At 41.6% G+C, this 24,947-nt stretch carries 26 protein-coding genes and 1 tRNA gene; 18 read left to right on the forward strand and 9 right to left on the reverse strand.

The genetic code is table 11. The annotated features are described in order from the left end of the window. Positions 1 to 226 (forward strand): hypothetical protein (locus ASG89_RS37955; RefSeq protein ID WP_235549950.1); only part of this gene is annotated, 226 nt, incomplete at its 5' end. A 96-nt stretch (positions 227 to 322) separates the two neighbouring features. Here the strand turns inward: ASG89_RS37955 and ASG89_RS26885 are convergent. From ASG89_RS26885 to dnaA, 8 genes are all read right to left on the reverse strand, one after another. Then, on the reverse strand, positions 323 to 1,390 hold the full coding sequence (locus ASG89_RS26885) for an HD-GYP domain-containing protein (protein WP_057314172.1): 1,068 nt from the start codon (positions 1,388 to 1,390) through the stop codon (positions 323 to 325). Positions 1,391 to 1,470: 80 nt separating this feature from the next. Then, positions 1,471 to 3,963: a DNA gyrase subunit A gene (gyrA, locus tag ASG89_RS26890; RefSeq protein WP_057314174.1), complete on the reverse strand. Its 2,493-nt coding sequence runs from the start codon at positions 3,961 to 3,963 to the stop codon at positions 1,471 to 1,473. Positions 3,964 to 4,011: 48 nt separating this feature from the next. Then, the gene (gene gyrB / locus ASG89_RS26895) at positions 4,012 to 5,928 is read right to left on the reverse strand and encodes a DNA topoisomerase (ATP-hydrolyzing) subunit B (RefSeq protein WP_057314176.1); all 1,917 of its coding nucleotides are present in this window, start codon (positions 5,926 to 5,928) and stop codon (positions 4,012 to 4,014) included. Between the two features lie 35 nt (positions 5,929 to 5,963). Next, on the reverse strand, positions 5,964 to 6,212 hold the full coding sequence (remB, locus tag ASG89_RS26900; RefSeq protein ID WP_056622698.1) for an extracellular matrix regulator RemB: 249 nt from the start codon (positions 6,210 to 6,212) through the stop codon (positions 5,964 to 5,966). Positions 6,213 to 6,217: 5 nt separating this feature from the next. Then, positions 6,218 to 7,336, reverse strand: a complete 1,119-nt coding sequence (recF, locus tag ASG89_RS26905; protein ID WP_057314178.1) for a DNA replication/repair protein RecF — start codon at positions 7,334 to 7,336, stop codon at positions 6,218 to 6,220. A gap of 27 nt (positions 7,337 to 7,363) precedes the next feature. Further along, a complete protein-coding gene (gene yaaA / locus ASG89_RS26910) occupies positions 7,364 to 7,579 on the reverse strand; it encodes a S4 domain-containing protein YaaA (RefSeq protein WP_057314181.1) in 216 nt (71 codons plus the stop codon). Between the two features lie 12 nt (positions 7,580 to 7,591). Next, the gene (gene dnaN, locus ASG89_RS26915) at positions 7,592 to 8,734 is read right to left on the reverse strand and encodes a DNA polymerase III subunit beta (RefSeq protein WP_057314183.1); all 1,143 of its coding nucleotides are present in this window, start codon (positions 8,732 to 8,734) and stop codon (positions 7,592 to 7,594) included. Positions 8,735 to 8,914: 180 nt separating this feature from the next. Continuing rightward, on the reverse strand, positions 8,915 to 10,282 hold the full coding sequence (gene dnaA / locus ASG89_RS26920) for a chromosomal replication initiator protein DnaA (RefSeq protein ID WP_057314185.1): 1,368 nt from the start codon (positions 10,280 to 10,282) through the stop codon (positions 8,915 to 8,917). A gap of 626 nt (positions 10,283 to 10,908) precedes the next feature. Between dnaA and rpmH the strand changes: the two genes are divergently transcribed. The 12 genes from rpmH to ASG89_RS26980 all read left to right on the forward strand — a co-directional run bounded on the left by rpmH (position 10,909) and on the right by ASG89_RS26980 (position 21,990). Next, on the forward strand, positions 10,909 to 11,043 hold the full coding sequence (gene rpmH / locus ASG89_RS26925) for a 50S ribosomal protein L34 (RefSeq protein ID WP_028557239.1): 135 nt from the start codon (positions 10,909 to 10,911) through the stop codon (positions 11,041 to 11,043). A gap of 135 nt (positions 11,044 to 11,178) precedes the next feature. After that, on the forward strand, positions 11,179 to 11,562 hold the full coding sequence (rnpA, locus tag ASG89_RS26930; RefSeq protein ID WP_057314187.1) for a ribonuclease P protein component: 384 nt from the start codon (positions 11,179 to 11,181) through the stop codon (positions 11,560 to 11,562). A gap of 161 nt (positions 11,563 to 11,723) precedes the next feature. Next, positions 11,724 to 12,497: a membrane protein insertase YidC gene (gene yidC, locus ASG89_RS26935; RefSeq protein ID WP_057314188.1), complete on the forward strand. Its 774-nt coding sequence runs from the start codon at positions 11,724 to 11,726 to the stop codon at positions 12,495 to 12,497. Beyond that, positions 12,494 to 13,111 carry an RNA-binding cell elongation regulator Jag/EloR gene (gene jag, locus ASG89_RS26940; RefSeq protein ID WP_057314190.1) on the forward strand — a complete coding sequence of 206 codons (618 nt, stop codon included), beginning with the start codon at positions 12,494 to 12,496 and terminating at the stop codon, positions 13,109 to 13,111. The genes yidC and jag overlap by 4 nt, the downstream gene beginning before the upstream one ends. Positions 13,112 to 13,185: 74 nt before the next feature. Then, on the forward strand, positions 13,186 to 14,562 hold the full coding sequence (gene mnmE, locus ASG89_RS26945; protein ID WP_057314192.1) for a tRNA uridine-5-carboxymethylaminomethyl(34) synthesis GTPase MnmE: 1,377 nt from the start codon (positions 13,186 to 13,188) through the stop codon (positions 14,560 to 14,562). 46 nt (positions 14,563 to 14,608) lie between these two features. Next, positions 14,609 to 16,504 (forward strand): tRNA uridine-5-carboxymethylaminomethyl(34) synthesis enzyme MnmG, encoded by a 1,896-nt coding sequence (gene mnmG / locus ASG89_RS26950; RefSeq protein ID WP_057314194.1) that lies wholly within the window; start codon positions 14,609 to 14,611, stop codon positions 16,502 to 16,504. 4 nt (positions 16,505 to 16,508) lie between these two features. Further along, a complete protein-coding gene (gene rsmG / locus ASG89_RS26955) occupies positions 16,509 to 17,234 on the forward strand; it encodes a 16S rRNA (guanine(527)-N(7))-methyltransferase RsmG (RefSeq protein ID WP_057314196.1) in 726 nt (241 codons plus the stop codon). A 304-nt stretch (positions 17,235 to 17,538) separates the two neighbouring features. Further along, complete coding sequence (gene noc / locus ASG89_RS26960; RefSeq protein WP_057314197.1) at positions 17,539 to 18,354, forward strand: nucleoid occlusion protein; 816 nt, start codon at positions 17,539 to 17,541, stop codon at positions 18,352 to 18,354. Between the two features lie 164 nt (positions 18,355 to 18,518). Then, positions 18,519 to 19,277, forward strand: a complete 759-nt coding sequence (locus ASG89_RS26965) for a ParA family protein (protein WP_057314198.1) — start codon at positions 18,519 to 18,521, stop codon at positions 19,275 to 19,277. Beyond that, entirely contained in the window at positions 19,274 to 20,146 is an 873-nt protein-coding gene (locus ASG89_RS26970) for a ParB/RepB/Spo0J family partition protein (RefSeq protein WP_057314199.1), read from the forward strand. The genes ASG89_RS26965 and ASG89_RS26970 overlap by 4 nt, the downstream gene beginning before the upstream one ends. Before the next feature lie 176 nt (positions 20,147 to 20,322). Continuing rightward, the gene (locus ASG89_RS26975; RefSeq protein WP_057314200.1) at positions 20,323 to 21,483 is read left to right on the forward strand and encodes an aminotransferase class V-fold PLP-dependent enzyme; all 1,161 of its coding nucleotides are present in this window, start codon (positions 20,323 to 20,325) and stop codon (positions 21,481 to 21,483) included. Positions 21,484 to 21,498: 15 nt separating this feature from the next. Beyond that, a complete protein-coding gene (locus ASG89_RS26980; protein WP_057314202.1) occupies positions 21,499 to 21,990 on the forward strand; it encodes a DUF4446 family protein in 492 nt (163 codons plus the stop codon). Here the strand turns inward: ASG89_RS26980 and yyaC are convergent. Continuing rightward, positions 21,965 to 22,588 (reverse strand): spore protease YyaC, encoded by a 624-nt coding sequence (gene yyaC, locus ASG89_RS26985; RefSeq protein ID WP_057314203.1) that lies wholly within the window; start codon positions 22,586 to 22,588, stop codon positions 21,965 to 21,967. The two genes, ASG89_RS26980 and yyaC, sit on opposite strands and share 26 nt — an antisense overlap. A gap of 96 nt (positions 22,589 to 22,684) precedes the next feature. Between yyaC and ASG89_RS26990 the strand changes: the two genes are divergently transcribed. The 5 genes from ASG89_RS26990 to ASG89_RS27010 all read left to right on the forward strand — a co-directional run bounded on the left by ASG89_RS26990 (position 22,685) and on the right by ASG89_RS27010 (position 24,782). Continuing rightward, on the forward strand, positions 22,685 to 22,927 hold the full coding sequence (locus tag ASG89_RS26990) for a DUF3343 domain-containing protein (RefSeq protein ID WP_063868179.1): 243 nt from the start codon (positions 22,685 to 22,687) through the stop codon (positions 22,925 to 22,927). 12 nt (positions 22,928 to 22,939) lie between these two features. Next, complete coding sequence (locus ASG89_RS26995; protein WP_235549951.1) at positions 22,940 to 23,794, forward strand: mechanosensitive ion channel family protein; 855 nt, start codon at positions 22,940 to 22,942, stop codon at positions 23,792 to 23,794. A 1-nt stretch (position 23,795) separates the two neighbouring features. Beyond that, a complete protein-coding gene (locus ASG89_RS27000) occupies positions 23,796 to 24,011 on the forward strand; it encodes a DUF951 domain-containing protein (protein WP_057314206.1) in 216 nt (71 codons plus the stop codon). A gap of 77 nt (positions 24,012 to 24,088) precedes the next feature. Next, positions 24,089 to 24,176, forward strand: a tRNA-Ser gene (locus tag ASG89_RS27005). Between the two features lie 177 nt (positions 24,177 to 24,353). Further along, positions 24,354 to 24,782, forward strand: coding sequence for a hypothetical protein (locus ASG89_RS27010; RefSeq protein ID WP_057314207.1), 429 nt, complete (start codon positions 24,354 to 24,356; stop codon positions 24,780 to 24,782). Positions 24,783 to 24,947 lie beyond the last annotated feature (165 nt).

Here is a 24,947-nt window from a genome sequence, read left to right on the forward strand (position 1 = left end):
AATTGCTCATTTGAAGCTAGCGAGATTTTGCAATCTCTTTTATAGTCGATTACTCGACTGTGCTTACTCACTCGTTGTTCAGTTTTCAAAGATCAATTATTTCCTTATTAATCCTCCGCCTCTCAAAGGCGACTTGATTAATATACCACATCAGCCCATTCGATTGCAAGAACTTTTTTTAATTTCCTTCGTTCTTTCGTTCGACCGCCGAAGCGACAAAAAGTAATATAACAAATAGCTCAAAGGATTGCAAGCTTTATTTTAAATTATGTTTTATATAAAAAAACCTCACTCTCAGTGAGTGAAGGTTGACTAGAACATTTTATATGTGGCCGATCACATCTTGAATGAATAGATTTCTTTCGATGGTTAAGTTAACAATTGTACCATTTACATTAACCCATGGTCTTGTAGGATGTGAGCGATCAGAGAACACGATCTCACCTACACGATTGTCACTTAGTTTCACAAGTGTTCCGTTACTAATTTGCGTAGATTTGTTCATAAAGACTTGGACGAGTGTAGGATCTACTTTACCGAAGGATTCGTTCAACAACTGCTCTAATACTGCGTAAGGTGATAGAGCCCCTTTATAATAGCGCTCATTCGTCATTGCGTTATAGATATCAGCAATAGCAACAATTTTGGCATACACATGAATCTTGTCGGACTTTACGCCGAGCGGATAGCCTGAGCCATCTTCTCTTTCATGATGTTGAAGGGCTGCTAGTTTCACACCTTCATTGATACCAGACATATTCTTAAGAATCTGATAACCAATCAGTGTATGCTGCTTAATCTCATCCATTTCTGTTGCATTTAAAGGAGACTTCTTCTCTAGAAGTGTGCGATCCACTTTGCTGATACCAATATCGTGAAGTAAACCTGCCATTGCTATTTGAAGTAAATCCTTTTGTGGAAGTCCTGCCCATCTTGCTAAGGAATACGAGGTTAGGCTTACTAAGATACTTTTATGATAAATATATTCATGTAGATTCCGATTCTTAGGTGTGAAAGTAAGCACTTTATAAGCATCAATATGCTGAATAAGCGTTTCGATGCCTGTCCTAATTTCTAATATAGGAAGCTGTTGTCCACCATTTGCAAGAAGAAATACTTTCTTGAGCAGTTTCACCATATTATGATACTCCACATAAAACGGATGAACAGCCTCAACTTCTTTTACTTTGGGCTCTTCGCTCACTTCCTCCACTTCATTGCCGTTCTTGACTTCAATATAAACAGAAGGAATGAGAAATGCTTTCAGAATTTCAACTTCTCTCTCCTGAATGACTCTTCCTTTATGAAAAAGCGTATTCCCCATCCTCGTTATTACGTTATCGCCTAATCTTTCACCACATTTTATTTGCGAAACGGCTACTGTCGGCACGGTTATTCACTCACCTTACTATTTCGTATACTTCATATTGTAAAGTAAAAGGGATGGGTTTGTAAGCCCCATCCCTACATTTATTCTTCTGATTCTGGTGCCTCTGTTGACTCTTCCCAATCGCCGTCTTCTTCAGACTCGTTCTGTTCTTCATTCTTCTGAACGCGAGCCAACGTCCCTACTTCGTCATCTTCACGTATGTTAATCAAACGAACACCTTGTGTGTTACGTCCCATGACAGATATGCCGTCCATGCTTGTACGAATGACTGTACCCGATGCTGAGATAATCATCAGATCCTCGTCCTCCTGTACCACTTTGAGACCGACAATCGGACCGTTCTTCTCCGTGACATTCAAGGTTTTGATCCCTTTACCGCCACGTGTTTGAATCCGATACTCGGAAACAGGCGTCCGCTTACCGAAGCCTTTGGATGTTACGATTAGTACACTATTATCTTCATGAACAACGTCCATATCGATAACAGCATCTTCATCATCCAAGTGAATACCTTTTACTCCCGTAGCCGATCTGCCCATTGAACGCACATCGCTCTCTGGGAAGTGAATGGACATTCCTAGCTTGGTCCCCATAATAATACCTTGGTTCCCGTCCGTCAGCTTAACCCCAATTAAATCATCATCTTCTCGTAAATTGATGGCGATTAGCCCACCTTTACGAATGTTGGAATAATCATCAATTGGTGTTTTCTTCACAACCCCTTGTTTTGTTGCAAAGAAGAGATATTGTTCTGTTTCAAAGCTCTCCACAGGAATGACCGCATTCACAGTTTCTCCTTGTTCGATTTGAATCAGATTAATAATTGGTGTTCCACGAGCCGTACGACTCAAATCTGGAATCTCGTAAGCTTTCAAACGATAGACTTTCCCTTTGTTCGTAAAGAACATAAGATAATGATGGGTATTTGTAACGAACAAATGTTCGACAAAGTCATTATCTTTCGTATCCATTCCGACGACACCGCGTCCACCGCGCTTTTGGTTCCGATACGTCGTAACCGGTAGGCGCTTAATGTAGCCCGTGTGCGTTATCGTAATGACGACATCTTCACGTGGGATAAGGTCTTCATCTTCAATACTTTCTTCACCAATTGTAATTTCAGAACGTCGGTCATCACCGAACTTTTCTTTAATTTCATTCAGTTCTTCACTAATGATCCCAAGAATTAGCTGTTCATCGGCAAGAATGGCTTTAAGCTCAGCAATTCTCTTCATTAGCTCCGCGTATTCCGATTCAATCTTCTCACGTTCCAAACCAGTCAAACGCTGTAAACGCATATCGAGAATGGCTTGTGCTTGATCCAGGCTCAGGCTGAATGTGGACATGAGTCCTTCTCTAGCTTCATCCGTTGTACGTGAGGAGCGAATTAATGCAATGACTTGATCCAGGTGATCAAGTGCAATACGTAAACCTTCTAAAATGTGCGCTCTAGCTTCCGCTTTACGCAGATCAAATTCGGTTCTACGACGAATGACTTCTTGCTGATGTTTAAGATAATAATGCAGCATCTCACGAAGATTCAGAACTTTGGGTTCACCGTTGACGAGAGCGAGCATAATAATACCGAAATTGGATTGCATAGCGGTCTGTTTGAACAAGTTGTTCAGAACAACGTTAGGATTAACATCACGTCGCAGCTCAATAACTACACGCATCCCGTTGCGGTCAGACTCATCTCGAAGATCTGTGATACCATCGATCTTCTTCTCACGCACAAGCTCAGCAATTTTCTCTACTAATCTTGCTTTATTTACTTGATAAGGTAGCTCATTCACAATGATTCTAGCCTTATTATTATTCTCTTCAATGACTGTTCTAGCTCTCATCGTAACGGAGCCTCGACCTGTGGTATAGGCTTGTCTGATACCTTCGCGTCCAAGAATGAATCCAGCCGTTGGGAAATCAGGCCCTTTAATTGCCTGCATTAACTCCATTGGCGTGATTTCTGGATTCTGAATCATCATCTGAATACCCTCGATAACCTCTCTTAGGTTATGTGGAGGAATATTCGTTGCCATACCTACGGCAATCCCTGAACTACCGTTAACGAGTAGGTTCGGGAAACGAGAAGGGAGAACGACTGGTTCATTTTCTTCGCCATCGTAGTTTGGTTTATAATCGATTGTCTCTCGGTTAATATCACGTAGAAGCTCCATAGCGATCTTCGATAAACGAGCCTCGGTATAACGCATGGCTGCTGCCATATCTCCGTCGATCGATCCAAAGTTCCCATGCCCATCAACTAGCATATAACGCAGGGAGAAATCTTGTGCCATCCGAACCATGGTTTCGTAAACAGCAGTATCACCGTGTGGATGATACTTACCGATAACTTCACCAACGATTCTCGCTGATTTCTTATGTGGCTTATCTGGAGACATACCTAGTTCAGACATCGCGAACAAGATACGACGATGAACCGGCTTCAGACCGTCTCTAACATCTGGCAGTGCGCGACTGACAATGATACTCATCGCATAGTCTAAGAAGGATGTACGCATTTCGGTCGAAATGTCAATTTCTTTGACTTGCGAATGTAATTCTTCGCTCATGAATGTTCCTCCTGAAAGCTTACATCGTTTGCAACGTCTCGGACGACGTTAGATATCTAAGTTTTTCACGTATTTTGCGTGTTCCTCGATAAAATCACGTCTAGGCTCTACATTATCGCCCATCAATGAATCAAAGAGTGTATCCGCTTCTATAGCATCTTCGATCGTTACTTGCAGGAGTGTACGGCTTTCCGGATCCATGGTTGTTTCCCATAGCTGGCCCGGATTCATCTCGCCAAGTCCTTTATACCGTTGGACATTGACTTTCGTACCTTCACCAAACTCTTGCATAATGACTTCACGTTGCTTTTCGTTATACGCATATCGAATTGTTTTATTACGCTCAAGCTTAAAGAGTGGTGGTTGTGCAATATACACATAGCCATTCTCGATTAGTTTTCTCATGTAGCGGTATAAGAAGGTAAGCAGCAAGGTACGAATATGTGCACCATCCACATCAGCATCCGTCATGAGGATAATTTTGTGGTAACGCGCTTTGGCAATATCGAAATCATCACTAATGCCTGTACCGAATGCTGTAATCATGGCACGAATCTCGGTATTGGATAAAATGCGATCCAAACGAGCCTTTTCTACATTCAGAATTTTACCACGCAGAGGTAGAATCGCTTGGAAGTGACGATCACGTCCTTGCTTAGCTGAACCACCTGCAGAGTCACCTTCTACAATGTAAATCTCACTGATCGAAGCATCTTTCGAAGAGCAGTCCGCTAGTTTACCTGGCAGGGCACTGACTTCCAAAGCGCTTTTCCGACGAGTCAACTCTCTTGCTTTACGTGCAGCTTCTCGCGCTCTAGCAGCTTGAATGCCTTTTTCAAGGATTTTGCGAGCTACAGCTGGGTTCTCTTCAAGAAACTCTTGTAGCTTTTCTGCGAAAAGGGATTCCACAATACCACGAACTTCGCTGTTACCAAGTTTCGTCTTCGTTTGACCTTCGAATTGTGGCTCTGGAATTTTCACGGAAATAATCGCAGCAAGACCTTCACGCACGTCATCTCCAGAAAGGTTAGAATCACTTTCTTTGATGGAGTTGTTCTTACGCGCATAGTCATTCAGAATCCGAGTTAAGGCGCTCTTAAAACCGGATTCATGCGTTCCGCCCTCATGGGTATTAATATTATTAGCAAATGAGTATATGTTCTCGGTATAGCTATCGTTATACTGGAGAGCAATCTCGATCGAAATATTATCTTTAGCACCTTCTACATAGATCGGGACTTCATTGACGACTTCACGGTTGCGATTTAAATGCTGCACAAAGGACACAATCCCGCCTTCGTATATGTGGGTTGCCACCGTATCCGTACGCTCATCAATTAAGTTAATCTCGATGCCTTTATTCAAGAAAGCAAGCTCACGAATTCTGGATTGTAATGTATCAAAATCGTATTCAACCGTTTCTTTAAAAATCTCAGGATCCGGTTGGAACGTAACCGTGGTGCCTGTTTCTTCGGTTTCACCTACGACTTTCACATCATATTGCGGCGTTCCGCGGCGGTATTCTTGTTGATGAATTTGGCCTTTATTCTTTACTTGCACAGTTAAGTGCTCAGACAGCGCATTAACTACGGAAATACCTACACCGTGCAAGCCACCTGATACTTTGTAACCGGAATCCTCGCCACCGAATTTACCACCAGCATGAAGGACAGTTAGTACAACCTCAAGAGTTGGTCTTTTCAACTTCGCATTTTCCCCAACTGGAATTCCACGTCCGTTATCAATAACAGTAATGCTGTTATTTTTATGAACAATAACATCAATTTTTGTACAAAATCCGGCCAAAGCTTCGTCAATACTATTATCTACAACTTCCCAAACGAGATGATGAAGTCCTCGGGCACTGGTTGAACCAATATACATACCCGGTCTTTTGCGAACGGCTTCTAAACCTTCCAGAACCTGAATCTGACTGTCATCGTACGCATTTTGATTCACAGACATTCTACTCTTCACCTGCTTTTTTATATTAAAAGAAGTTAATTCGTCAATAACTGGTTAGCTCTTTTCTTGAGCGTTGTTGAGGAAATGGGGGAATAGTAGACTTTACTTTTGGTAACGACTAGTGATTTGCAATCTTCCTCACCAATTTGCTCCGTTCTTTTATCCTTTACTGCTTGCCCTATGAACTGCTTTGATATTTTGGATGACTTCTCAATCGAAATATCAAATATAGCAATTAATTCAGACGCTCTAATAATTTTTTCTCCACCCAAATGAATAAACATGCTCCTCAGCTCCTGCCGCTTACATTTCCTTTCAAAACATGAAACACGGAAGCATGATCCAGTTGGTCCAAATGAACACTCTCTAGACCTGTTGTCGTAATAAACGTTTGGACTTTCTGCTGAAACGTGCGAATTAATTGTGTCTGTCTATATTCATCCAACTCTGATAGGACATCATCTAGCAAAAGCAGGGGATATTCGCCCACTTCCTCATGAATGAGCTCAATTTCTGCTAGCTTGAGTGATAGCGCGGTTGTTCGCTGCTGCCCCTGAGAGCCGTACGTTTGGACTTCTTTATCGTTTATGTAAAAGAGAAGATCGTCACGATGAGGGCCTACTAACGTTACGCCTCTTCGGAATTCCTGATCTTTCACCAAAGATAACTTTATCATAAATTGGTTTAATAAAACAGATTCATCTTCAAATGGCTCCATGTCAAAAGAAGGGGAGTAGCGAATCACTAACGATTCACTATCGTTCGTTATCCCTCTGTGGATGTTCTCCGCCCATTTTTGAAGCTTCTTTATGAAGTTTTGACGCTTTTTCATAATTTTAACACCATACTGTGCTAATTGTTCATTCCAAATGTCCAACATGGCGTCAGGTGAACTCTTGCCGGGGTAATTTTGCTTTAAATAATTATTCCGCTGCACCAAAATTTTCTGATACTGGGATAAGTCATGAATATAGGAGGGCTGTACTTGACCGATTTCCATATCAAGAAAACGTCGTCTTATGCCAGGCGTCCCTTTGACGATCTCTAAATCCTCGGGCGCAAACATGACAACGTTAAGTGCACCAATAAAATTACTAAGTTTTTTTTGCTCAAGACCATTAATCTTCGCTTTTTTCCCCTTAGAAGAGATAGAGAGATCCAATTTACAGTTCCCGTACAATTTCTGAATCTCTGCATGCAGCAGCGTTTGCTCACCGTTCCAGCCAATCAGTTCTTTATCCTGGTGTGTACGATGCGATTTGGTCATGGCCATCACATAGATAGATTCCAACAAATTCGTTTTACCTTGTGCGTTGGGTCCCAAAAAAATATTCACGTTATTCGATGTTGTCAATTCAACATGATCGTAATTTCTATAATGACTGAGTATGAGTTTGTTCAGAAACATGGCCGATCATCCCCCTGGTTATTCCGATCAGGAGCCTATGACCTCGAATTGTCCAAAACCTTCTACCTTGACGATATCCTGCGGCACAAGTTTCCGACCTCTGCGATTTTCAGCTTGCCCGTTCACTTCAATTTTGGTTTCCACAACGAAAAATTTAGCTTGTCCACCTGTGGATATGCAGTCTGATAATTTAAGAAACTGCCCCAATGTAATATATGCAGTGTTGATAACTATTTGTTTCATACGAGCGCTCCCTTAATTCGTTGTTCGGTATGGCAAAATTAACTGTAAAATACTCGTCGAATCTTGCGGTTTCATAATGATCGGCTGCATAGCTCCTGTAAATCCAATTTGAATAAACTCGGAATCAAGTACCTTGAGTGCATCCAACATATATTTGGAGTTAAACGAAATTTTAAGTAAATCACCAACAATATGCTGCAGGGCAATTTGTTCGGTTACTTTACCGAGCTCGGAGGAGCTGGATGAGATTTCGATTGTCTTGTCTTCAAGCATCATCATTTTAACAATATTCGTTTTGTCTTCTTTTGAAAGAAGGTACGCACGATCGATCGCTTCGGCCAATTCCTTCGTTGGAACAACCATTTCGGTTTGAAAGGATTGAGGAATGAGCTTAGAAGTATCTGGGTATGTGCCGTCTAAAATACGCGAATAAAATAAAATCGATTGAATTTTGAATAAAACTTGGTTGTCCGCAATAACTATATCTATAAGGGTATTTTGATCAGGCAAAATTTTGCTTAACTCATTCAGTGTACGTCCTGAAATCACGATATTAGGCAAGTTTTGTGCTTGCTCATTATCAACAGTGACTTCTCGACTTGCCAGGCGATGACGATCACATGCGATAAATTTCAACTTATCACCTGTAATGTTCCAAAGGACCCCTGTAAGAATAGGTGTTGATTCATTGGTGGATACCGCATAGGACGTTTGTTTAATCATTGTTTTAAGTAAATCACTTGGCAGGCGAAGCATTTTGCTTTCTTCTATTTCAGGTAGCAACGGATATTCATCTGGATCTAAGCCCATGATTTGAATTTCGGAAGATCCTGAACGAATGATCGTTTGAAAGTTAGCTTTCACTTCAATTTCAATCAGTTGAGCTGGCAATTTACGAATGATTTCAACGAAAAATTTAGCGGGAAGTACAACACTTCCAGCTTGGATGAGTTCAATAATTTTAATCGTACTGTTTTCACTAGCTGTAAAACTTTGAATGGAAATGTCGGTATCACTAGCCGTTAGCGTAACACCGCTTAAGGTTGCATCTATTTTGATCCCTGTAAGAATGGGTATCGTAGTTCGAGAGGATATGGCTTTGGAAACGTGACCAATGGATTCGATTAAATGGTCTTTTAGGATAGTTAATTTCATGACTTCACTCCTGCAGTTCTTTTTTGACGGTGCGTTAGCATAATCATTATATAATAACATTCTTTATTAGTAATAGCAGTAGGGGCTGTAGATATGTGGATATGTGGATGAACTTTAGATAGAGCAAGCCTATCCACATGTGAATAGATTGTGCATAGGCTTATTGAAAATGTGATTTTATTAAGAGGGGTTTTTGATGCGTTCGGTCAGGTTGTGAACAATCTTATATAATTCTTGATCCACTTTGAGCTGCTGAACGATTTTCTCATGGGCATGGATGACCGTTGTATGATCACGCCCCCCAAAATTATCTCCGATTTTCGGCAATGAGAAGTCTGTGAGCTCCCGTGATAAGTACATTGCTACTTGCCTTGGGAAAGCCACGGCCTTTGTTCGTTTACGCGCTTTGAAATCCTCGAGCTTTAAACCATAGAATTCTCCAACTCTTGCTTGAATATCCTGTATCGTAATGACCCTTGGACGGTTGGACGGGATGATATCTTTGAGAGCTTCGGCTGTCAGGTGAACGGTAATATCCTGATTAATTAGGGACGAGTACGCTACTACTCGGATTAATGCCCCCTCTAGTTCACGAATGTTCGTATCAATTTGATTCGCGATATAGATCATAGCTTCATTGGGAATCTCGAGATTCTCAGCTTTAGCTTTTTTGCGTAAAATGGCGATTCGTGTTTCTAAATCTGGCGGTTGAATATCCGTAATAAGTCCCCATTCAAAACGTGAACGTAACCGATCTTCCAGGGTTGGAATCTCTTTTGGCGGACGGTCACTTGAGATAATAATTTGTTTGCCTTCCTCATGAAGCGCGTTAAATGTATGGAAAAACTCTTCCTGTGTTCCTTCTTTACCGGCAAGGAATTGAATATCATCGATGAGCAGTACATCAATGGTTCGATACTTGTTACGAAAGCCTTCCCCGCGGTTATCACGGACTGCATTGATAAATTCATTCGTAAACTTTTCGGAGGATATATATAGAACCCGAGAGCCAGGGTTATGTTCAAGTACATAATGTCCGATCGCATGCATGAGATGAGTTTTACCTAGTCCAACGCCCCCATATAGAAACAGGGGATTATACGCTTTCGCCGGCGCTTCGGCTACTGCGAGGGAAGCAGCGTGAGCAAAACGGTTGCCAGATCCGATGACGAAGGTATCAAATGTGTATCTGGCGTTCATCATACTTGTAAAGTTTTCTTCACCAGCAACAATGGCTGGACCTTTTGGGGGAATCACAACCGGTTGGATGGCTTGCGTCGATTGCGACTTCTGCTCTTCGGTTTCGATGACGAATTTAACGGATACATGCTTTCCCGTAAAATCGTAGATCGTTCCTTCGATTAGCTTCGTGTATCTACTCTCTAGCCACTCCTGCGCAAAATTATTAGGTGCACAAATAATGACTGTTGAATCGTTGAACACAGTAGCTTTCGTCGATTTCAGCCAGGTGTCGAAACTTGGTTTACTCAGCTTCGTTTGAATAATCGTTAAAATTTGTTGCCAAAGGTCCGTAGAATGGCCTTCCACAGTACTTCACTCCTTTTGAATCAAACATGTGGCATAGGCCAAGGGAAACATGGTTATGATTTATGGATAAAACGTGAAAACAAACAACTCACGTTGGGATCTCGAAGAAAATAGTAGTTAGCATTAAGTGTGCCCAAATATCGTCTAAAAGAATCTAGTGTCTGGCGGAGTCAAAAAAGGATGACTTTTGTCGGTTTTATCCACATTACTAAGGATCCGTAGAAATGACTTATTCTTGTAGAGGGTAGTTTGTGCACATTGTTATCCACAGGTTGTTGATAACTCGGAGAATTGGCGGTGTATATCCACAGCAGAAACATTACTATCTTAACAAAAGATACCTTGTTAATCAACGGATTGTTTCGCATTATCCACAATAACAACAACTTGTGGGTAGAAATTGTTCACAACACAAGATATTGTTGATATTCTGTTGATTTTCGACAAAGTTTGTTCTTTCTCGTCAAAACTTTATGCACAGCTTATTCTTTTGACCACTGTCGATGAAATCCGCGTTCCAAATACTGCACACTTGGGTAGGTTGACTTTCTTGTGTGAAAATGATTTAATGAGTAGTAGAAATTTTGTAGGATGGATATCCTCAGCCAGGTAGGGAGGTGCTATAGATGGGTCCAACATTTAACCCGAATACGAGAAAGCGTAAGAAGAACCATGGTTTCCGTAAAAGAATGAGCACGAAGAACGGTCGTAAAGTTCTACAAGCTCGTCGTCTTAAAGGAAGAAAAGTTCTAAGCGCATAAGAAGAGGCTCCGAAAGGGGCTTTTTTTTTTGCATTTTGCTGTACGGTTTACATTGAACTGGTTTTGTTAAAACTAGATTAGATATGTAGTGTTCTTTCAATAAATGAATGTGATCTGTCTGGAGTGTACATAGCTGTGGAGAAACTATATCGGTTAGCAAAAAGAGAAGACTTTAGTAAGGTATATCGCTATGGAAAATCGATGGCCAATCAGCAATTCGTTCTATATTATTTGCCGCAGCCGAAAGCAGAGGCGTTTCGTTTCGGAGTTTCGGTTTCTAAGAAGATTGGAAATGCTGTTGTTCGGAACCGTTTAAGGCGAATGATGAAAGAAATTATTCGTTTGAAAAAGGAAAATATGACACCTCAGTATGATTACATTCTGCTGGCTAGAAAACCGGTTGTTGATATGGACTACGCAGACATGGAGAAGAGTATCTGGCATGTCATTCGTAAAGCTTCTTTATATAAAAAAAATGACGTCATGAAAAAAGCGTCTATTGAAGTACTCCGAGGATGAGCGACGCGTTTTAAATGGTTTTTATCACCGATAAGAATTCATTCTTCCGAGTACCGGAAAACTAATAAATTCTTATGAGGTAAAAAGTTACGTATTATTTCCTTGCGGGCTTAAGTTGTGTTATAGTTTATCTTGGAAAAGACATTTAGGAGGATCTCATTTTGACTCGTCGAATTTATATGCTAGTAGCACTGTCTTCGGTGATTTTACTTTTGTCCGGATGTAGCCCGTCAAGTGCAGCATCAGCGCCAATCGACCTGAACACGGCTAATTTTTTCACTAAGTACTTTACGTACCCACTTTCACAAACGCTTGACTGGTTCGCCGATCATCTATGGGGTCAATATGGATTATCCATCTTGGTTGTCACATTGATTATTCGATTGATTATTTTGCCGCTTACGCTTAAGCAATACAAAAGCTCCAAACGGATGCAGGACCTGCAGCCTGAAATGAAGAAGCTTAAAGAGAAATATAAAGATGATGCAAAGAAACAACAAGAAGAAACGATGAAGCTATTTCAGCAAAATGGTGTAAATCCATTAGCCGGTTGTTTCCCAATCATTGTTCAAATGCCAATTCTAATTGCTCTTTATCAAGCAATTATGCGTAATCAAGAAATTCATGAGCACACGTTCTTATGGTTGAATCTTGGTAAACCGGATCACCTATACATCTTACCGTTGATTGCCGCGGCTACTACGTTCATTCAACAAATGTTTATGTCTTCCCAAATGAATCAACAAATGAAAAGTTTAATGTACATTTTCCCGGTCATGATTTTCGTTATGTCCATGAATTTTGCATCGGCACTCCCGCTTTACTGGATTTACGGTAACATTTTCACAATCGTTCAGTCTTATTTCATCTATGGTGCTCCTGGTTCACAAAAAAAGCCTGGATCTCAAAATAATAAGGGTGGCCTGTCGAAATGAAGAAAATCGTGGTGACTGGAAAGACAATTGAACTAGCAGTTAAATCTGGTCTAGATCAATGGCAAGTTTCGGAGGATCGTGTACATATTCATATTTTGGAACAGCCCTCACGAGGGTTGTTCGGGTTTATTGGATCCAGAGTTGCGAAGGTTGAGCTCGAATTGATACCCGATCCACTTGAGGAAGCGATAGCTTTCTTACAAGATATGTTCGAAGCGATGCAAATTTCCATCACCATAGATACACATAAAGATCGTGAAGGCTATATCTTAAACATGAGTGGCTCGGAATTAGGCATCTTGATCGGAAAAAGAGGACAAACACTCGATGCGCTTCAGTATTTAGTCAATATTGTAGGCAATCGGTATGCGAATTCTCATTTCCGTATCATCTTAGATGCGGAGAATTTCCGTGATCGACGGAAGAAAACGTTGGAAGAACTGGCGCTAAGACTTGCTAATCGCGTGATCAAGTCGAAAAAAGAAGTCATTTTGGAGCCGATGAATTCGCAAGAACGTAAAATCATTCATGCGGAATTACAAGGGCATCCCGTTATCAAAACGTACAGTAAAGGCGAAGAACCGAATCGTCGGGTTGTCATCGCTGTTAAATAACACAGATCGCAATGACTTGGTTCATATGTCATTGCTTTTTCTTTAAGATGAGGTAAATTCGAGGTGCAAATACTATGTTAAATGATACGATTGCTGCTATTTCTACACCGCTTGGTGAGGGTGGGATAGCGGTTATTCGTGTGAGCGGCGAGGATTCTGTCACATACGTTGAACGTATTTTCCGCTCCAAAACGAAACTATCTGTTGCTGATACGCATACGGTACATTATGGATTCATTTTAGAACCTGCTTCCGCCGAAAAGGTAGAGGAGGTTCTAGTTACGTTAATGAAAGCTCCGCGTTCCTTCACCATGGAGGATGTTGTCGAAATTAGCTGTCACGGAGGGATTGTCTCCGTTAAGAAAGTGCTTGATTTACTGCTTGTACAAGGGGTTCGTTTAGCTGAGCCTGGTGAGTTTACTAAGCGTGCTTTCTTGAATGGTCGTATTGACTTAACACAGGCAGAAGCGGTTATTGACTTAATTCGAGCAAAATCAGATCGAGCCTTCAAGGTAGCTTTAAAGCAGGTAGAAGGCAATTTATCCAAACAGATTAAGCATTTGCGCTACATTTTGGTGGAGTTAATGGCTCATGTTGAGGTGAATATTGACTACCCGGAACATGATGTAGAGGAAATGACGAATGCTTTCATTAAGACGAAGTGTGATACGGTCATGTTGGATATTGATCGTTTATTGGTGACCGCAGAACAAGGTAAAATTTTGCGCGAGGGCATTGAGACGGCAATTGTCGGCAAACCTAATGTAGGAAAGTCTTCTTTATTAAATGAATTAGCGCAAGAGAATCGGGCAATTGTTACGGATATTCCAGGAACTACGCGAGATGTCATTGAGGAGTTCGTCAATATTGGTGGTATTCCGTTGAAGCTGCTAGATACAGCGGGAATTCGTGAAACTTCGGATATCGTCGAACAAATTGGTGTGGAACGTTCAAAGACTGCGTTAGCTGAAGCAGATCTCATTTTACTGGTGCTGAATAGTAACGATGAGCTTCAACTCGACGAGATTGCATTGATGAAGCAGTTGGCTGATAAACAAACAATCGTTATTCTGAATAAGATTGATTTGGATCGCAAATTAGATGTTGAACAGGTGCTCAGCTATTTCCCCCAAGAACGTATTGTGGAACTTTCCCTGGTTGAGAACAAGGGTATTGAGGATTTGGAAAAAGCGATCGCGGCGATTTTCTTTGAAGGAAAGCTCGAATCCAGTGATTTAACATATGTGAGTAATGTTCGCCATATTTCCTTGTTGAAGCAGGCCAAGCGTTCTTTGCAGGATGCCTTGGATGCGAATGAGCAATATGTGCCAATTGACATGATTCAAATTGATATCCGAGCTGCTTGGGAGCAGTTGGGGGAGATTATCGGCGATTCGGTAGGAGAGTCCTTAATCGATCAAATTTTTACACAATTCTGCTTAGGAAAATGAAAATCGACAGCATTTTCATTTTCATAAAAGAGGGAGGGACGTTTCTATGGGATATCACGCAGGGAATTATGACGTTATTGTTATCGGTGCTGGTCATGCAGGTTGCGAAGCCGCATTAGCTTCAGCACGCATGGGCTGTAATACGTTGCTATTAACGATCAATTTAGATATGGTTGCTTTCATGCCTTGTAACCCATCCATCGGTGGTCCAGCGAAAGGACACGTTGTTCGTGAGATCGATGCGCTTGGTGGTGAGATGGGGCGTAACATTGATAAAACCTATATTCAACTTCGTATGTTGAATACAGGCAAGGGTGCCGCTGTTCATGCACTGCGCGCTCAAGCCGATAAGTTTTCGTATCAACACAAAATGAAAGAAACGATCGAAGCTACGGCTAATCTGACATTGCGTCAAGGGATGGCTGAAGAGCTTATCGTTGAAAATGGTGTTTGTAAAGGTTTAATTACCAAGACAGGTGCTGAGTATTACGCAAAGTCTGTCGTTTTGACAACGGGTACGTATTTGCGAGGTAAAGTGATCATGGGCGAACTGATGTACGAGAGTGGGCCCAATAATCAACAACCATCCGTTAAATTATCCGAGTCTTTGCGCAAGTTAGGGTTCGATCTTGTTCGTTTCAAAACGGGTACACCTCCGCGCGTTCATAAAGATACGATTGACTTTAGCAAAACAGAAATTCAACCAGGTGATGAGCAACCAAAGTTTTTCTCTTTCGAAACGAAATACGGTTCCAACCATAATGAGCAACTTCCATGTTGGTTGACCTATACGTCTGCCGAGACTCATCAGATTATTAATGATAATTTGCATCGTGCTCCGATGTTCTCTGGTGCGATTGAAGGGACGGGTCCTAGATACTGTCCTTCTATTGAAGATAAAATTGTTCGTTTCAGTGATAAACCGAAGCATCAAATTTTCTTAGAGCCAGAAGGTCACAGTACGTCAGAGTATTATGTGCAAGGTCTCTCAACAAGTATGCCGGAAGATGTGCAGTTGGGTATTCTACGTTCTATTCCAGGCCTAGAAAAAGTAGAAATGATGCGAACTGGTTATGCGATCGAGTATGATGCGGTAGTACCAACGCAATTGAAACCATCATTGGAAACGAAACTGGTTAGCGGATTATTTACAGCTGGGCAAATTAATGGAACTTCTGGATACGAAGAGGCTGCTGGTCAAGGCGTTATGGCAGGGATTAATGCTGCGCGTAAAGTTCAAGATAAAGAAGCCATTGTATTGGATCGTTCGGAAGGCTACATTGGCGTTCTTATAGATGATCTAGTGACAAAAGGAACTAGTGAGCCTTACCGCTTGCTTACTTCACGTGCAGAATACCGCTTATTGCTTCGTCATGATAATGCAGATCTTCGTTTGACGCCTATTGGTCATGAGATTGGATTGATTTCTGAAGAGCGCTACGCGAGGTTTTTAAATAAAAAATCATTAATCGAGCAAGAAGTTGAGCGTCTATCTGAAGTGAAGGTGAGGCCAGAGCCTCATGTTCAGGAATTGCTTCGCAGCTTGGAAAGTGTAGAATTGACGAATTCAGTACCTGCGATTTCCTTATTGCGTCGTCCTGAGATTGAGTATAAGCATATTGAACAGATGACGGTATCTCCTTTTGATTTAGATGAAGATATGAAGGAGCAAGTTGGTATTCAAGTTAAATATGCGGGTTATATTGAAAAACAAAGCAATCAGGTTGAACGTTTACGTAAAATGGAAAAGAAGAAGATTCCGGATGATATCGAATACAGTGAAATCCATGGAATTGCTACGGAAGCGAAACAGAAGCTCGCAAAAATCCGTCCTATCTCTATTGGCCAAGCTTCCCGAATTAGCGGGGTTACTCCTTCAGATATTTCAATCTTGCTTGTTTATCTCGAACACTACAATAGAGTCATAGCGGCTAGAGGTTAAAGATATGGATGCTATTCAGCTACAATTCACAGAGTTATTAGCTCAAGAGAATATCACTCTTTCTACTAGACAGTTAGAGCAGTTTGAACAGTACTACAAGACACTCGTAGAGTGGAATGAGAAAATGAATTTAACAGGTATTACAGAGAGAGACCAAGTTTATCTTAAACATTTCTATGATTCTCTTTCTGTGGCTTTCAATTTCGATATGGGAAAGGTTAACTCCCTTGCTGATATCGGGTCTGGTGCGGGATTCCCTAGCATACCTCTTAAAATTGCATTTCCTCATCTTCAAATTACAATTGTTGATTCTTTGAATAAACGCATTTTATTTTTAAAAGAAATTGTCTCTCAACTTGGTCTCTCGGCCATGGACTGTGTTCATGGCAGGGCAGAGGATGTCGCTAGGTTACCTCGTTATCGCGATCAATTTGATCTCGTAACAGCAAGGGCCGTTGCTAAACTGCAAGTATTAAATGAGTTCTGTCTTCCATTTGCCAAAAATGGAGGGACTTTCATTGCGATGAAGGGCTCCGAGGTAGATGAAGAAATTAAAGACTCTTCCTTTAGTTTAGTAGAGCTACGAGGGAAAGTTGCGAAGGTTAATCGGATGATTTTGCCTATTGAAGAATCAGTAAGACACTTTGTTGAGATTCAGAAGACAGCTGCTACGCCAGCCAAATATCCTAGGAAGGCGGGTATCCCTTTAAAGGAACCGCTGTTCAAATAATAGGAATGTTTCACGTGAAACATTTGCCAGTTAACCTGTTATATAGAAGGATTTTGGCCTTCGATGGAGAATACCTATATAAGGTGAAAGCCACTCATATACTGGCTTCGCCTTACCTTTTATTTGTGATGTTGTGGTTGGATATTCGCAATTGATAGAATAAATTTACTAGAATCAGACAGCATGAATGACATCGTCTCGGAATGGCGAAAAGTCTTTTTTACCTTGTACAGGGCGTTGTATCCGTTTATTGTAACTGTACTGATCGCTTAAACTACGGGAAGAGTTGGTGGTAAGTTTTCCTATGAAAGAACAAATATCGAAGCTATTTGGCCTTGCAGATCGTTCAACAACGGATGAGGTCAAAAACATACCAGTAAATAGTATTATTCCTAGTCCCTATCAGCCAAGAACTTTATTCGATGATGATCGTATTGATGAGCTATGTCAAACCATTCGAACACATGGTATTATCCAACCTATCGTTGTTCGAGTCAAAAATAATACATTTGAATTAATTGCAGGCGAACGGCGTTTGCGTGCGGTGAAAAAGTTAGGTCTTGATACGATCCCAGCTATTGTTCGAGACTTTAATGATTCACAAGCGGCATCTATTGCGCTTATTGAAAATTTACAGCGTGAAGGACTTACTGCGATCGAAGAGGCTGCAGCTTATCATCAGTTGATTGAGATGCATGATCTCACCCAGGAGAGCCTTGCTCAGCGTTTGGGCAAAAGCCAATCCACAATTGCGAATAAGATTCGGTTATTACAATTATGCGAACCCGTTAAAATGGCATTGATGGAACGCAAGATAACGGAACGTCATGCTCGGGCATTACTAGCTCTTGATCAAGAAGAGCAACAGGTGAAATTGCTAGAAGAGATTATAACAAAAGAATTAAACGTAAAACAAACGGAAATAAAGATCAGTTTCTTGAAAGAAGCCGCGAAAATTAAGAAGTCACGTCGAGTATCTTTCACTAAAGATGTTAGACTTGCCCTTAATACCATTCGACAATCGGTCGAAATGGTGTCGAGTTCGGGATTACATATTAATACGTCAGAACAAGACCACGATGATCATTATGAAATTATAATTAAGATACCTAAGCGATAATTTGGTATTCCTGCTACCTAAAAACGGCGCAAGCCGTTTTTTTTGCATCTATTGGCACGAATCTATCAAATATTCATAAGGTAACTGATTGATAGATATGGTAAGATAGTACTACTGCTTGTTAAATAGCATTATGGAACATAAGCGATTGAGGTGAAATGGTTTTGTCTAAAATTATTGCAATAACGAATCAGAAGGGTGGCGTCGGTAAGACAACGACTTCTGTGAATCTAGGCGCTTCATTAGCTTCGCTTGGTAAACGGGTTCTTCTGGTCGATATCGACCCACAAGGAAACACAACAAGTGGTATTGGAGTCAATAAAGCTGATGTAACAAATTGCATTTATGATGTATTGATTAATGACGTGCATCCGAAAGACGCAACGGTAGAAACGAATGTTCCTAATCTTAAAATTGTTCCGGCAACGATTCAACTAGCTGGAGCAGAGATTGAATTGGTTCCGACCATTTCAAGAGAAGTTCGTTTGAAGAAGTCACTTCATCTTGTTAAACACTTATATGATTATATTTTGATAGATTGCCCCCCATCACTTGGCCTTTTAACGATCAATTCTTTAACTGCCGCTGATTCCGTAATCATCCCTATTCAGTGTGAATACTACGCATTAGAAGGTTTAAGTCAACTTCTAAATACTGTGCGTTTAGTGCAAAAGCATTTAAATACCGGACTTCAAATCGAGGGTGTCCTATTGACGATGTTTGATGCAAGGACGAACTTAGGCATTCAGGTCATTGAAGAGGTTAAGAAGTACTTCCAAACCAAGGTTTATCAAACGATTATCCCTCGTAATGTACGTTTGAGCGAAGCACCGAGTCATGGGCAATCCATTATTACGTATGATCCTAGATCAAAAGGCGCGGAAGTTTATTTAGAACTTGCTAAGGAAGTGATCTCAGTATGACTAAAGGCCTCTCTAAAGGTTTAGGTAAAGGATTAGACGCACTAATTACGTCCTTGCATATTGATGAGAGCGATAAAGTCATTCAGATTCCATTAGCTCAATTGAGAGCCAATCCGTATCAGCCTAGAAAGCATTTTAATGAAGATAGCATTAAGGAACTTTCAGAGTCTATCAAAGAGCATGGTGTCATTCAGCCGATCATTGTTCGGAAGGTTCTTAAAGGCTACGAGATCATTGCGGGTGAGCGTCGTTTCCGTGCCTCACAAGTTGCAGGGACACCAACCATTCCAGCTGTTGAAAGAATTCTTTCTGATCAACAGGTGATGGAAATTGCGTTGATTGAGAACGTGCAGCGTGAGGATCTTAATGCACTCGAGATTGCATTCGCTTATCAAGGCATTATTGATCAGTTCTCTTTGACACAAGAAGAGCTTTCTGCGAAGGTAGGTAAGAGTAGATCTCATATTGCCAATTTCCTAAGATTGCTTTCTCTTCCTGAATCGATTAAACAATATGTTTCACGTGGAACATTATCAATGGGACACGCGAGAGCAATTGTTGGTGTGAAGGACGATAAGATTAAGAAAGAACTTGCAGAGTCAACGATCTCTAAACAGTGGAGTGTTAGAGAGCTTGAAGAAGCAATTAAGATGCTAGAAGAACCACCTGGCCCTGAGAAGGAAAAGGCAAAACAAAAAGAAAAAAATAAAGATCCTTATATTAATCAAGCAGAAGAGCAATTGCGAGACATTTATCGGACATCCGTGAAAATTAAGAGTCAGCAGGATAAAGGGAAGATCGAGTTACTCTATTATTCCAAAGACGATCTCAACCGACTGCTAGAATTATTGCAAGGTAAAATCTCTTAGAAATTGCTAGCGTACCTATGGAGGCTGTCTGTTCATTAATTGTGAACGGACTGTCTCCTATGTTTTTCTTTCGAACAGAAAGAACAAACTAAGGTATGCTATATTTATGACCATACATAATTGAAATAGCGAATGAAGTACTGTAGGGTAGAGATATCTCGAAAGGGGCTGGACATATGAAAAACGTTATGTATTTCGACCAAGCAGCATCCTCATGGCCGAAGCCGCCAGTGGTGATGGATGCGATGATGCAATGTATGCAGGAGTATGCAGCTAATCCTGGTAGGGGCAGCCATCAGATGGCAGTGAAGGCAAGCCGTACGTTGTTTGAAACGAGAAAAAATCTAGCCAAATTATTCGGTGTGAGAAATCCAAACGATATTTCATTTGCATTAAATACGACACATGCACTAAATCAGGCGATCCTAGGCTTCGTAAAACCTGGCGATCATGTGATCTGTACGAACGTTGAACACAATTCGGTGAGAAGACCATTAGAGTATTTAAAATCCTCGGTTGGCGTCGAGCTTACTTATTTGCAACACGATGAGCAAGGGAATGTGCAATTAAATGATTTGAAAGAAGCGTTTCGCTCCAATACAACGCTTGTGGTTGTGAATCACAGCTCCAATTTACTTGGCACCATTATGCCAATTGGAGAGATGGGAGAGCTCTGTAGAAACCACGGCGCGAAGATGCTTGTAGACGCGGCTCAGAGCGCCGGTGTACTGCCTATTCATGTCGTAGATATGAATATTGATATGCTTGCCTTTCCAGGCCACAAGGGGCTCCTGGGGCCTCAAGGAACGGGTGGGTTATACATCCATCCAGACATTGATTTGGAACCGTTGCTGCATGGTGGAACAGGCAGTCAGTCGGAGGCTATCCACCAGCCGACAGTACGGCCTGATCGTTATGAGGCAGGGACACAGAACACGCCAGGCATCGCTGGATTGAATGAAGGTGTGAATTTCGTCCTAGCGGAAACCGTGGACAAGATTCATGCGAAAGAATGGGCACATACGCAGCAATTAATGGAAGGGTTACTGGGAATTGAAGGAGTTACGATTCTAGGGCCAAAGCTTGGACAAAATAAAACAGGAATCGTTTCCTTTAACCTTCAAGATGTGGATTCATCGGAAGTTGCTTTTATCCTCGATCAATCGTTTCAAATTGCTGTGCGATCCGGATATCATTGTACTCCGCTAGCACATGAAGTGGCAGGTACTTTGGCGAAGGGAGCCGTGCGGTCGAGTATCGGGTATTTTACGACGGACGAAGAGGTAACTGCACTCATTGAAGCTGTCAAAGAGATTCAAGCGCAATATGCGAAGTAGAAAGAGGGATCAAGCATGGGGGAACTGTTTGGCTTGAATGCAGAATACGTGATGTTAGTTTGTTTCGCATTCATTCTGGTGTTATTGGTTATGGTCATTATTATTTCAATTCGATTGTCATCCTTGCGGAAACGATATACACGGATGATCAATGGTACAAGTGCTGAGAATATGGAGCAGTTACTCATTGACATGCAGAGTGCTCTAAACGAGCAAAAGGCCGAGTCCGCAAAGGCTTCGACCCACATAACTAGTATTCATCAGTCTATGAAGAAGATGACATCGAACATAAAAGTTCGTCGCTACAACGCCTTCAATGAAGGGGGAAGTGATCTCAGTTTCTCGTTGGCGATGCTGAACGAAGAACAGGATGGTGTGATCATTACAGGGATACATAGTCGTGAGCAAATGTATGTATATGCGAAGCCGATCGCAAATGGCCAGTCTAGTTACACGCTAAGTCCAGAAGAAAAAGAGACACTTAGTCAAACTTTAAAGCAGTCGTAGCACTCGGTGCAAAAGCTTGGGTCCGTCTAATCGAAGCGTAAAGGGCATCGCCAATGACGGTTGCCATATTCATGACGAGGCTAAGCCGCGTATTTTGCAAGACGAAATATTCCATGAAGCCGCCAACATTAACGATCCCAGTAACATGAATATCACCTACGGGAGGCAGGTCTTTATTGACCCCTGCACCTGGCTTGAGAGGCCCATGCGCGACTTGAATGCAGCCGACACTAGCAACTTGCCCTAAACAAGCATCAACAGCTACGATGAAAGGGTTTTGGAATTGCTTGTGTATGGTTTCAACGGTTTCAGCTAAATTCATGGCGTGGACAGGCTCATCCAAAGTGCCAAACAAGTGAAGATTGCGGAGCGTGGTCGTACGATTGAGATGGGATCCTACGAGAGGTCCAAGAGCATCACCTGTAGAACGATCCGTTCCTACGCAAATCACGACGATAGGTTGATAGGTTGGTAGTTTACTGAAAATCGATTGCAAGTGCTTGGCGAGAAGATGAGGTGTATTGGAATCGGTATGTTGAATTTTCAAAGGTTCTTGCACTGGGGTTTTATCGCCGTCGAATCCAAAATGGAATTTCATGATATCCCTCCAAGGTAGTAAATCTTTTTTACTAGTATATGGAGAGAGAGGTACATTTATACGTAGAGAGGAGAGCTTTCTCTGGAATTTTCTATCATGTTGCTAGCTTTCGATTCTACCCAACAAGCACTAAGAGCTGAGATGCTGCTAGAATATGCAGATATCGAGATCGATATCAGGCCTACGCCGAAAGAGATTACAGCAGGATGTGCTCTTTCTATTGAATTTCCAGGAGCAGATCTTGTGCGAGTTCAAGAGATTATAGAGAGCGAGAACGTCGAGATTAGAGGCATTTATTTTAAAAAAGAAGATGGATATGGTACTATAGTAGAAAAGTAAGGAGGCATACTTGTGTCTTTTGAAACACAATATTTCAAAGATTTGATGCATTGGATTCGGGAGCATATCAGTAAACCTGAGATCATCGCCTCCATATTCTGGATCACTGTCAAAATCGTACTCATCTATGTCATTGCTAGAGTTATCATCAAAGTTGCTGATAAAACAATCGCTCATATGGTCATTGCGAGAGAGAAGTCGCCGCTTAAAATTGATAGACGAAGATCGAATACCATATCTATTCTCATACATAATCTTATCGCCTATGCAGTAAATCTAGTTGCTATTATGTTGATTCTGGGTCAATTAGGATTGAATCTAGGCCCCTTACTCGCGGGTGCAGGAGTACTTGGATTGGCGATAGGTTTCGGAGCACAGAGTTTGGTGAAGGATGTTATTACAGGGTTCTTTATCATTTTTGAAGACCAATTCGGCGTTGGTGATGTTATCCAGATTGATCAATTCAAAGGGACCGTTGAGGAAATTGGCATTCGCGTGACTCGGATCAAAAGCTGGACCGGTGAGGTTCACATCATCCCTAACGGAAACATTAAACAAGTGACCAACTTTTCCACTTATAATTCGATTGCTATAGTCGATGTAACTATCGCCTATGATGCTGACATTGATCGTGCGATGGTCTTATTAAATGAAGTTGTCGCTGAAGTGTATGAGCACACAGAGAATATCGTTAAAGCGCCACAAGTGCTCGGCGTGCAAATGATTGGAAACACAGATTTGAAGATACGGGTTATTGCGGAATGCAAGCCGAACAAACAAGGAGAAGTTGGGCGAATTCTAAATGTTGAAATTAAGAAGTATTTAGATACCCATGGCATCAAACAAGAAAAAGTGGAGGGGAACTAAGATGGAGAAGAAAGAATACCAACTTGGCGATGTTGTACAGATGAAAAAGCCCCATCCATGCGGTACAAATGAAATGGAAATTATTCGAATGGGGATGGACATTCGGATTAAGTGCGTAGGCTGTAAGCACAGCGTATTAGTGCCAAGAACGAAGTTCGAGAGTAAGCTGAAAAAGATATTGCGCAGCAATGCGGTACCAGAGGAAGAGTCTAACTAGCCTCTTTCACAAATATTAGTAAAACACTTGCGAGAGACAGACTTTTTTGATACAATAAGTCCTGTTCTCATTTTCTTGGAAAGGTACCCAAGTGGTCCAAGGGGGCTGACTCGAAATCAGTTAGGCGTCGCGAGGCGTGCGTGGGTTCGACTCCCACTCTTTCCGTACTTGAACACATCAGATGAAGCCGTTTATATCCTTCGAGGATATGGGCGGCTTTTTTGTGCCCTGTTTCGACATCGTAATAATGGTTTATATGAAAGAGAAGGGATAAAAAGCAATGATCCGAAGCAACCTAACAGTTAGGTTCATGGAAAATAGCTGCGTAGGAGGACGAGATAAATGAATAAATGGATACTAGCCCTAGCTATGTTTGTTGTGGTGGCCTCAGGGTGCGCTAAGAAGGACGATACGTCGACAGCTAGTCCAACAGCAAGTGCGACAGTACAGCCCTCAGCAGGGGCTTCAGCGACGCCTAGTGGGACGACTGCAGGAGGAGCTGTGACAGCGACACCAACGCCAAAGGGAACTACGGGTGGCGGAGCGGCAGCGACACCTTCCCCGATAACGAAGGAGCAAGTTGAGAAAATCAGTTTGACGAGTACCTACGATGATTTGGTTAAGCAGACGGGGTCCAAAGGGAATCTAGTGAAAGAGGAAAATGGTAAACGAACGTATGAATTTGCTATTACGAATCAAGCAGGGTATTATGCGGAATTCGTTTTCTCTGCCGATGGGAAAATTTCAGAGAAGCGCGTGTATCAGAAGTAGGGGACTGATTGACAGCGTGATGGGAGCTATATGATAACCGGTAAAAGAAGAAAAGCAGCGGGCTATTTTGAAGTGACCCCTTAAAGTTAGACATATATATTAAGCAACCTGTTGGGCATGGGCTCGGTATTGTACTGGGCTCATGCCTTTTAATTTTGACTTTAT

This window comes from Paenibacillus sp. Soil766 (assembly GCF_001428105.1).
GTDB lineage: Bacteria > Bacillota > Bacilli > Paenibacillales > NBRC-103111 > Paenibacillus_E.